4 protein-coding genes are annotated in these 5,326 nt (G+C 72.9%); all 4 read right to left on the reverse strand.

Features of this window, described 5'->3' with window-relative positions:
- Window positions 1-122: 122 nt before the first annotated feature.
- The 4 genes from HUX53_RS27120 to HUX53_RS27135 all read right to left on the reverse strand — a co-directional run bounded on the left by HUX53_RS27120 (window position 123) and on the right by HUX53_RS27135 (window position 4,875).
- The gene (locus tag HUX53_RS27120; protein WP_176406051.1) at window positions 123-695 is read right to left on the reverse strand and encodes an AAA family ATPase; all 573 of its coding nucleotides are present in this window, start codon (window positions 693-695) and stop codon (window positions 123-125) included.
- Window positions 692-1,750, reverse strand: a complete 1,059-nt coding sequence (locus tag HUX53_RS27125; protein WP_309237459.1) for an enolase C-terminal domain-like protein — start codon at window positions 1,748-1,750, stop codon at window positions 692-694. Before HUX53_RS27125 ends, HUX53_RS27120 begins: the two co-directional genes overlap by 4 nt.
- 56 nt (window positions 1,751-1,806) lie before the next feature.
- Complete coding sequence (locus HUX53_RS27130) at window positions 1,807-3,270, reverse strand: LCP family protein (RefSeq protein WP_176406052.1); 1,464 nt, start codon at window positions 3,268-3,270, stop codon at window positions 1,807-1,809.
- Window positions 3,271-3,438: 168 nt separating this feature from the next.
- Window positions 3,439-4,875, reverse strand: coding sequence for a GuaB1 family IMP dehydrogenase-related protein (locus HUX53_RS27135; protein ID WP_176406053.1), 1,437 nt, complete (start codon window positions 4,873-4,875; stop codon window positions 3,439-3,441).
- Window positions 4,876-5,326 lie beyond the last annotated feature (451 nt).

Consider the following 5,326-nt stretch of genomic DNA (forward strand, 5'->3'; position numbering starts at 1 on the left):
TTCCCCAGCCCTCGCGCCCAACTGCCCACACCCCGACGCCCGCCGTCCGCTGCTCGTCGTCCGCTCACCGCCGACCGCTGGGTGTCATGGGGTTGGCGTGGTGGGTCGATGTCGTGCGGCGTTTATGCGAGTGGTGCTAGTAGGGCGTCTGGTTGGGCTGTGAGTGGTGTAGGGGGGGTGCGGGTGTTGTCGATGTGCTGGTGGGGAACTGGGGGGGGGGTTTCTGGGATCATTCGGGCGGTGAAGGCATCGAATGCGGCGAGTTTGGCGGTGTCGCGGGGGGATGCGCGCTTCTCCAGGCGGTGACGGAGTGTTACGGCGTCCGAGCGGATCCAGATGAGGTGGACGGGCGGGCCGCCCAACTCGTCGACCCATGCCGTCCAGCGGGACGCGTCGCGGATGTGGGCGGTGAACGGGCCGCTCAGCAGGACCGGGCAGCCGTGGGACCGGATCTCCCGGGCCGTGGCGGTCATCCCCGCGTACTCGTGCCGCTTGACGTGCTCGTCGTACCAGGGGCCCTCGCGTTCGCCCGGGTCGCGGGAGGAGGAGGCGAGCGTCGCCGCCACGAACGGGCCGTACATCGTGTCCTTGTCGAGGAGCGCTGGAATCGGGCGTAGTCGTTCCAGCAGCAGGTCCGACACGGTCGTCTTGCCGGAACCGGGCGGGCCCGCCACGACCCAGACCGGGGCCTTCACGTCGTCAGGCGCATGCGGCGGGTCGCGAGGCGCTCGATGCGCGCCTCGTCGATCTCGTGGCCGAGGCCCGGCTGGGTGAGCGGGACGCCGACGACGCCGCCGGACGAGCGGACCGGCGGCGTCACGAACACCGGCCCGCCCGCCGGGTCGGACACGTCGCTCGGCAGCGTGCAGCCCGGCAGCGCGGCGAGCGCGACCGCGGCGGCCTGCCCGATCCCGAACGCGCCGGTGCCGCTGCACCACACGTCCCAGCCCGCCGCGTACGCCAGGTCGTGGGCGCTGCGCGCCGCGGTCAGCCCGCCGAGCCGGTCCAGCCGCAGATGCAGGGCGCGGCCCGCGTCCAGCGACAGCGCCGCGTCCAGGACCTCCAGGTCGCCGACGGCCGGCGCGACGGCCGTGCCGACCCGCAGCTGGAGGCGGGCGTGCGCGGCGAGGTCGTCGGCCGGGAACGGGCGCTCGACCGCCGCGAGGCCGTAGGCGTCGAGGGCCTCCAGGACCGCCAGGTGCTCGGGCGACTCGGTGTAGTGGTGGCCCGCGTCGGCGACGAGCGCCAGCGCCGGGTACGCCTGCCTGATCGCCCGGACGGGCTCGACGTCCCACCCGGGGCGGACGTCCAGGGTGACGCGGGTGTGGCCCGCTCCAACGGCCTTGTTGACGCGGCCCGTGATCGTGTCCAGTGCCTGTTCGGGGGTGATCCGCGCGCCCGTCACGATGGACGTGCGGGTGCCGCCGAGCGCGTGCGCGAGCGGCATGCCGCGCGTCCGGCACCACAGGTCCCAGCAGGCGGTGTCGACGGCCGCCGCGGCCTCGTTCGCGCCGAGGTCGGCGGCGGCGGACACGTCCTCCGGCCGGTCCCAGTCGAGGCCGATCAGGGCCGGGGCCATCCGCCGCTCGATGTCCGCCCAGGCCGCGCCCGCGCCGCCGTCCCGGACGGCCATCTCGCCCCAGCCGACCGCGCCGCCGCCGGTGAGCCGGACGAGCACGCTCTCCGGCCGCCGGCCGCGCGGCATCGCCACGTGGAAGGCGTCGCAGCCCTGGATCAGAGGCACCCTCACCCGCCCTTTCGCAGAGGTCGTCTCCCCCTATGATCCACCCGGCCGGGCACCGGCGGTCACGGGCAGGTGGCGTCGAGCGATACCGGTTTGGTGTCGGGTTTCGGCGGCGCGGTCCCGTCCGGCGACCCGGGGGACGGGCTCGGCGACGCGCTCGCGCCGCCGCTCGGGGGCGCGCTCACCGCGTGCGGGTCGCTGTTCACCGCGTCGGACGCCAGCTTGCGGATCAGCTTGAAGTCGGGGTTGCCCGAGTAGATCAGCGGCGGCACGAACTGCAGGCTGCGGATCTGCGCGCCGTCCTTGACCTTGTTCGACAGCTTCACCAGCGCGGGCAGCAGCTCCTGCGGGATGTCGGTGGACAGCGTCCGCTTCGCGGCGGCGGCGAGCTTGTCGAAGCTGGTGAGGACGGTCTGCGGGTCGGCCTGCTCGGCGATCGCCCGCATCAGGCACTTCTGCCGGCCCATCCGGACGTAGTCGCTGCTGTTGGTGCGCGAGCGCCCGTACCAGAGGGCCTCCTTGCCGTTCAGCGTCCGGTCGCCGGGCTGCAGGACGGCGCCCTCCAGCCCGTACGGGATCGGCTCGGTGACCTTGATCTTCACGCCGCCCATGGCGTCGACGATGTCGGCGAACCCGAACATGTCGACGAGGATGTAGTAGTCGACGCGCAGCCCGAGGACCCCGGCGATCGTGGCCTTCAGCAACTCGGGGCCGCGGTGGTTCTTCGGGACGCCGGGCACCACGTCCGGATGCTGCTCGGCGTACTCGTACACCTCGTTCAGCAGCCCCGGGTTCAGCGGGCCGTCGCCGGTGAAGCCGTAGGGGAACCGGTCGCGGGCCGGTCCGGGCGGCATCGGGAACTGCTCCAGGTTGCGCGGCAGGCTCAGCAGCACCGTGTCGCCGGTCTCGGTGTCCACACTGGCGAGCGTCATGCTGTCGGTGCGCACGCCGGTGCGGTCGGCGGCGGCGTCCCCGCCGAGGAGCAGGATGTTGACGCGGGCCTGCCCGTTGAACGGGTCCTCGGCGTCGACCTTCTTGCCGTTCTCGCTGCCGGTGCGGAAGATGCTGGTCAGCGCGTCCCGGTACACGTAGGTGCTGTGCGCCGACCACGCCACCGGGACGCCGACGGCGAAGCACATCACCGCGACGCTGGCGGCGCCGAGCGTCTTCGCGCTGATCGACATCCGCAGGGGCCGCAGGATCTGGTACGAGCGGATCACGACGAGGACCCACACCAGCCCGAGCGCGATCAGCCCGGCCGACAGCCGCTGCAGCACGTCCGGCTGGACGGCGAGGTGCAGCAGGTCGGAGCGGTACACGGTGGCGGCGGCCGCCACCGCCGCGGCGACCCCGGTGTACAGGGCGAGCAGCAGGGTGCCGGCGATCCGCCGCCCGGTGACGAAGTGGGCGACGCCCCAGACCAGGGCGGACGCGAGGGTCAGCGCGAGCGCGCGGGGCAGGCCCCCCGCTCCACCCGAGGGGCCGTCCCCGTCCCGTTCCCGGGCGTGCCGACTCTGCCGACCCATGTACGCTCCGATTCCCACCCTCGGTGATTTAAGCCCCGGCTCACATTATGGACGCGCGGAACCGGGCAAAGGTTGCGTGGGAGTCGACCGCATGCGAGCGGGTGTTACCGCTGTGACTGCTGATGATCAGGATAGGGAATCCGGCCCCGTTTGGGGAGTCGGCGGCCTTTACCAGCTCGTGGACAGCGGCATTCCCTCGGCGAAGCCGGACGGGTTCTGGATCCCGACCGTCGCCCGCTCGTGGAACTCCTCCAGCGTGCGCGCGCCCGCGTAGGTGCACGAGCTGCGCAGCCCCGCCACGATCTGGTCGATCAGGTCCTCCACGCCGGGACGCCGCGGATCGAGGAACATCCGGGACGTGGAGATGCCCTCCTCGAACAGGGCCTTGCGCGCCCGGTCGAACGGGGAGTCCTCGGCGGTGCGCAGCCGGACGGCCCGCGCCGACGCCATCCCGAAGCTCTCCTTGTAGAGCCGCCCGTCGGCGGCGCGCTGCAGGTCGCCCGGCGACTCGTAGGTGCCGGCGAACCAGGACCCGACCATCACGTTCGCGGCGCCGGCGGCGAGCGCGAGGGCCACGTCGCGGGGGTGCCGGACGCCGCCGTCCGCCCACACGTGCCGGCCGAGCCGGCGCGCCTCGGCGGCGCACTCCAGCACGGCGGAGAACTGCGGGCGGCCGACCCCGGTCATCATCCGGGTCGTGCACATCGCGCCGGGGCCGACGCCGACCTTGACGATGTCGGCGCCCGCCTCGATCAGGTCCCGGGTGCCCTCGGCGGTCACCACGTTGCCCGCCACCACCGGGACGGCCGGGTCCAGGCCGCGGACGGCGGCGAGCGCGCTCATCATCTTGTCCTGGTGGCCGTGCGCGGTGTCGACGACGAGGAGGTCGGCGCCCGCCTCCAGCAGCGCCTTGGCCTTCCCGGCGACGTCGCCGTTGACGCCGACCGCGGCGGCGATGCGCAGCCGTCCGGTGGCGTCCACGGCGGGCTGGTAGAGGGTGGCGCGCAGCGCGCCGGTGCGGGTCAGGACGCCCGCGAGCCGCCCGTCGGCGTCGACGACGGGCGCGAGGCGGTGCCCGCGCTCGTGCAGCCGGTCGAACGCCTCGCGCGGGTCCACGCCGCTCGGCACCGTGACGAGGTCGCGGGACATGATGTCGCGGAGCTGCGCGAACCGGTCGACGCCCTGGCAGTCGGCCTCGGTGACCACGCCCACCGGACGGTCGTCCTCGACGACGATCACCGCGTTGTGCGCCCGCTTGGGCAGCAGCGCGATCGCGTCCCCTGCCGTGCCGGACGGGTCGAGGGTGATCGGGGTGTCCACGACCAGGTCGCGCCCCTTGACCCAGCCGATGACCTCGGCGACGACGTCCGCCGGGATGTCCTGCGGGAGCACCGCGAGCGCGCCGCGCCGGGCGACGGTCTCGGCCATCCGGCGGCCGGACACGGCCGTCATGTTGGCGACCACCAGCGGGATCGTCGTCCCGCTGCCGTCCGAGGTGGACAGGTCGACGTCCAGCCGGGACCCGACCGCCGAGCGGCGCGGGACCATGAAGACGTCGTTGTAGGTCAGGTCGTGAGCGGAACGCTCACCGTTCAGCAGGTGCACGGCTGTACTACACACCAATCGGGGATCCGGAGTGGCTGGGCCACCGTACATTGTCGGCCATACCCGGCGATGGTCCGGTCAAGCCGCCGGTGAATACGGCCCGGGGCCCCCGCACCCAGGGGTGATGACTGTGTGTCCCCGCGGCGCGACCGGCCGGTTCGCGGCGATGTTCTCGCCTTCTTCCAGGCATAACGAAAATGAACCGCCGAACCCGGTCGAAAACGGTGCAACGTAGGGGTTGGCTCTCTGTAAAGTTACCTCTTGACGTATCTGCGCCCAGGATGCACTTTTTTTACATGTGTCTCACGCGGACGGCGGAACCGCCGTAAGGGGCGGGACAGCAGAACACCGGGAGAAGCGCATGCAGGTCACGCACTTGAGCCCGGTCCGCCGTGCCCGCTCCCGCCGCGCCCGCCCGTGCCGTGCCCCCTCGTGCCGTGCCCCCTCGTGC

The organism is Actinomadura sp. BRA 177 (assembly GCF_013372625.1).
GTDB lineage: Bacteria > Actinomycetota > Actinomycetes > Streptosporangiales > Streptosporangiaceae > Spirillospora.

What these genes read in the sequence shown, in the direction of transcription:
- HUX53_RS27130 (WP_176406052.1), bottom strand. Translation starts at nt 3,270, where the DNA reads ATGGGTCGGCAGAGTCGGCACGCCCGGGAACGGGACGGGGACGGCCCC.